5 protein-coding genes are annotated in these 4,773 nt (G+C 67.8%); all 5 read left to right on the top strand.

Annotated elements, in window-relative coordinates:
• A partial coding sequence (locus VGH54_RS20175) for a cytochrome c oxidase subunit I (protein WP_331513852.1) occupies nucleotides 1-1,245 on the top strand: 1,245 nt, incomplete at its 5' end.
• Nucleotides 1,246-1,270: 25 nt separating this feature from the next.
• Entirely contained in the window at nucleotides 1,271-2,509 is a 1,239-nt protein-coding gene (serB, locus tag VGH54_RS20170) for a phosphoserine phosphatase SerB (RefSeq protein WP_331513851.1), read from the top strand.
• Between the two features lie 104 nt (nucleotides 2,510-2,613).
• Complete coding sequence (locus tag VGH54_RS20165; RefSeq protein WP_331513850.1) at nucleotides 2,614-3,456, top strand: ABC transporter ATP-binding protein; 843 nt, start codon at nucleotides 2,614-2,616, stop codon at nucleotides 3,454-3,456.
• Complete coding sequence (locus tag VGH54_RS20160) at nucleotides 3,453-4,271, top strand: NUDIX hydrolase (RefSeq protein WP_331513849.1); 819 nt, start codon at nucleotides 3,453-3,455, stop codon at nucleotides 4,269-4,271. The genes VGH54_RS20165 and VGH54_RS20160 overlap by 4 nt, the downstream gene beginning before the upstream one ends.
• Nucleotides 4,259-4,773, top strand: a 515-nt coding sequence (locus tag VGH54_RS20155) for an enoyl-CoA hydratase-related protein (protein WP_331513847.1), incomplete at its 3' end; no start/stop codon positions are given. The genes VGH54_RS20160 and VGH54_RS20155, both read left to right, overlap by 13 nt.

Raw genomic sequence — 4,773 nt, 5'->3', positions numbered from 1 at the left:
GCCGACCTGTGGATCATGGGCCTGATCGTCGCCGGTCTGGGCACCATCCTGGGCGGGGTCAACATGATCACCACGGTCGTGTGTATGCGGGCGCCGGGTATGACGATGTTCCGGATGCCGATCTTCACCTGGAACATCCTGGTGACGTCCATCCTGGTGCTGCTGGCCTTCCCGCTGCTGACCGCTGCACTGTTCGGACTGGCCGCCGATCGCCACCTGGGCGCTCACATCTACGACTCGGCCAACGGCGGAGTTCTGTTGTGGCAGCACCTGTTCTGGTTCTTCGGACACCCCGAGGTCTACATCGTGGCGTTGCCGTTCTTCGGCATCGTGACCGAGATCTTCCCGGTGTTCTCGCGTAAGCCGATCTTCGGTTACACCACGCTGGTCTACGCGACGCTGTCGATCGCCGCGCTGTCGGTCGCGGTGTGGGCGCACCACATGTTCGCCACCGGCGCGGTGCTGCTGCCGTTCTTCTCCTTCATGACCTACCTGATCGCGGTGCCGACCGGAATCAAGTTCTTCAACTGGGTCGGCACGATGTGGAAGGGGCAGTTGACGTTCGAGACGCCGATGCTGTTCTCGATAGGCTTCATGATCACCTTCCTGTTGGGTGGCCTCACCGGTGTGCTGCTGGCCAGCCCGCCGCTGGACTTCCACGTCACCGACAGCTATTTCGTGGTCGCGCATTTCCACTACGTCCTCTTCGGCACCATCGTGTTCGCCACCTTCGCCGGCACCTACTTCTGGTTCCCGAAGATGACCGGCCGACTGCTCGACGAGCGGCTGGGCAAGCTGCACTTCTGGTTGACGTTCATCGGTTTCCACACGACGTTCCTGATCCAGCACTGGCTGGGCGACCTTGGGATGCCGCGTCGCTACGCCGATTACCTGCCCACCGATGGGTTCCAGCCCTACAACGTCGTGTCGACGATCGGTGCGTTCATCCTTGGCGTGTCGATGATTCCGTTCGTCTGGAACGTCTTCAAGAGCTGGCGCTACGGCGAGGTGGTCACGGTCGACGACCCGTGGGGATACGGCAACTCGCTGGAGTGGGCGACCAGTTGCCCGCCGCCGCGGCACAACTTCACCGAGCTGCCCCGAATCCGTTCGGAGCGCCCGGCATTCGAGCTGCACTACCCGCACATGGTGGACCGGCTGCGCGCCGAGGCTCACGTGGGCCGGGCCCACGGTCCGTCGGACGGCGACGTGACCCGATCCGACGACGTCAGCGTTCGCACGTAATGGCCTCTAGCGGGGGCAATTTGGGGTGAGTACACCCCGCAAGGTGTCGGCGTTGATCACGGTCACCGGTCACGACAAGCCAGGCGTGACGTCGGCGCTGTTCGAAGTTCTTTCGGGGCACGCGGTTGAGCTGCTCAACGTCGAACAGGTCGTGATCCGGAACCGGCTGACGCTAGGCGTGCTGGTGTCGGCGCCGCTGGACGTAGCCGAGGGCACGGCGTTCCGCGACGAAATCGAAGCGGCGATCCATGGCGTCGGCCTGGACGTCACCGTCGAGCGCAGCGACGATCTGCCGGTCATCCGGGACCCCTCGACGCACACGATCATGGTGCTGGGCAGGCCGATCACTGCCGAAGCGTTCGGCACGGTTGCCCACGAGGTGGCCGCCCTGGGCGTCAACATCGACCTCATCCGCGGCGTCTCGGACTATCCGGTCACCGGCCTGGAACTGCGGGTGTCCGTGCCGCCCGGGGTCGGCGGGCAGTTGCAGGAGGTGCTGACCCGGGTGGCCGGCGACGTCGGCGTCGACGTGGCGCTGGAGGACTACAGCATCGCGCGGCGCGCGAAACGGCTGATCGTGTTCGACGTCGACTCGACGCTCATCCAGCAGGAAGTGATCGAGATGCTGGCCGCCCGCGCGGGCGCGCAGGACGCGGTCGCCGCGATCACCGATGCCGCCATGAGCGGTGAACTCGACTTCGCCGAATCGCTGCACCAGCGGGTCGGCACGCTGGCGGGCCTGCCCGCGGAGGTGCTCGACGAGGTCGCCGAAGCCGTGGAGCTGACCCCCGGTGCGCGGACTACAATCCGTACGCTACGCCGGCTGGGCTATCACGTGGGTGTGGTCTCCGGCGGTTTCCGGCAGGTCATCGAACCGTTGGCGCACGAGCTGATGCTGGACTTCGTCGCCGCCAACGAGCTCGAGATCGTCGACGGAAAGCTCACCGGGCGGGTCGTTGGCCAGATCGTCGATCGCGCGGGTAAAGCCAAGGCGCTGAGGGACTTTGCTCATCAGGTCGGGGTGCCGATGGCGCAGACCGTCGCCGTCGGCGACGGGGCCAACGATATCGACATGCTGGCCGCGGCAGGCCTGGGTGTGGCGTTCAACGCGAAACCCGCGCTGCGGGAGGTGGCCGATGCGTCGCTGAGCCACCCGTACCTGGACACGGTGCTGTTCCTGCTCGGCGTGACGCGCGGCGAGATCGAGGCCGCGGACGCGCTCGACGGGGTGGTCAGCCGCGTCGACATCCCGCCGAACCGGTAGCGATCGCAAGCGCGGCGAAGCCGGGCGCCGCGGGTCGCTACGCAGCCGAACCGACCGCGCGACCCGACAGCCGTCATGGCGTCGCGGTACGGCACGATGGGCGGGTGGCCGAAACCGGGAGCGAGGCAGTCGACCCCGACCTGTTGATCGACTTCACCGATGTGTCGCTGCGCCGCGACGGCCACACCCTGGTCGGGCCGGTGACCTGGTCGGTCGAGCTCGACGAACGCTGGGTGATCATCGGGCCCAACGGCGCCGGCAAGACCTCGTTGCTGCGTATCGCCGCGGCCGCCGAGCATCCCTCGTCCGGCATCGCCTATGTGCTGGGGGAGCGCCTCGGCCGGGTCGACGTGTCCGAGCTGCGCTCGCGGGTGGGTTTGAGTTCCTCGGCGCTGGCGCAACGGATTCCGGGCAACGAGGTGGTGCGCGACCTGGTGGTGTCGGCCGGCTACGCGGTGCTGGGCCGCTGGCGGGAACGCTACGAGGACGTCGACTACCACCGGGCGCTCGACATGCTGGAAAGCCTGGGCGCCGAGCATCTGGCCGACCGCACCTACGAAACACTGTCGGAGGGTGAGCGCAAGCGGATCCTGATCGCCCGCGCGCTGATGACCGACCCCGAGCTGCTGCTGCTCGACGAACCCGCGGCCGGTCTCGACCTGGGCGGGCGCGAGGAGCTGGTTTCGCGGTTGGCCGATCTGGCCGCCGATCCCGACGCGCCGGCGCTGGTCCTGGTCACTCATCACGTCGAGGAGATTCCGCCCGGTTTCAGCCACTGCATGCTGATGTCGGAAGGACAGGTCGTCGCGGCGGGTTTGCTGTCCGACGTGCTGACCGGAGACAATCTGTCCGCGGCGTTCGGCCAGTCGATTGCGGTCGACGTGATCGATGGGCGTTACTTCGCCCGGCGCATTCGCAGCCGCGCGGCCCATCGGAGGCGCTCATGACTGACGACTCGTACGTACCGTTGCCGGCACGGCCGGCCGCGACCGTGATGCTGGTGCGAGACACCGCCGACGGCATAGCGCTCTTTTTGATGCGGCGCCACGCCGCAATGGAATTCGCCGCGGGAACGGTGGTGTTCCCCGGCGGCGGCGTCGACGACCGCGACCGCAGCGCCGACATCGCCTGGGCGGGACCGCCGCCGGCGTGGTGGGCGCAGCGCTTCGGCACCGACAACGAGCTGGCCGAGGCGCTGGTGTGCGCCGCCGCGCGTGAGACCTTCGAGGAATGCGGTGTGCTGTTCGCCGGCCCGGCCGACGCCCCGGGTGCCATCGTCGGCGACGCATCGGTCTACCGCGAATCCCGTCAGGCGCTGGCGGACCGGACGCTGTCGTTCGCCGACTTCCTGCGTCGCGAAAACCTGGTCCTGCGGGCCGATCTGCTGCGGCCGTGGGCAAATTGGGTGACGCCCGAGAACGAGCGCACCCGCCGCTACGACACCTACTTCTTCGTCGGGGCGCTGCCGGAAGGTCAGCGCGCTGACGGCGACAACACCGAGTCTGACCGGGCAGAGTGGGCGACGCCGCAAGCGGCCATCGCCGAGTTCGAAGCCGGCCGCTGCTTCCTGCTGCCGCCGACCTGGACTCAGCTGGACTCGCTGAACGGGCACACGGTTGCCGACGTGTTGGCGGTCGAACGTCAGATCGTGACCGTGCAGCCGAACCTCGAAATCGATGGCGACAACTGGATTTTCGAGTTCTTCGACTCCGACCGTTATCACCGCGCCCGCAAAGCCGGCGGATTGGGGTGGCGGATTTGAGCGAGTTCGTCAGCGTCCGCCTGGGCACGCACCATCCGGGCGTGGGGACTTTGGCGTTGTCGCGCCCGCCTACCAACGCCATGACGAGGCAGGTCTATCGCGAGATCGAGCAGGCCGCCGCCGAGGTCACTAACCGCGAGGACATCGCCGCCGTCGTCCTTTTCGGCGGCCACGAGATCTTCTCCGCGGGCGATGACACTCCTCAGCTGCGGACGTTGACCACGTCGGAGGCCGAGAGCTGGGCCCGCGTGCACCGCGCCGCCGTCGACGCTGTCGCGGCGATCCCGAAGCCGACGGTCGCGGCGATCACCGGATACGCGCTGGGGGCCGGCTTGGGGTTGGCGCTGGCCGCCGACTGGCGGGTGAGCGGTGACAACGTGCGGTTCGGTGCGACGGAGATCCTGGCCGGCCTGGTGCCCGGCGGCGACGGCATGGCGCGGCTGGCCCGCACGGTCGGTGCCAGTCGCGCGAAGGAGCTGGTCTACAGCGGCCGGTTCTTCGA

It is taken from the genome of Mycobacterium sp. (genome assembly GCF_036488105.1).
Classification (GTDB): domain Bacteria; phylum Actinomycetota; class Actinomycetes; order Mycobacteriales; family Mycobacteriaceae; genus Mycobacterium.
This window is presented reverse-complemented; position numbering and strand designations above follow the sequence as displayed.

Coding starts and splice junctions, on each gene's coding strand:
- VGH54_RS20160 (WP_331513849.1), top strand. CDS start 3,453: ATGACTGACGACTCGTACGTACCGTTGCCGGCACGGCCGGCCGCGACC.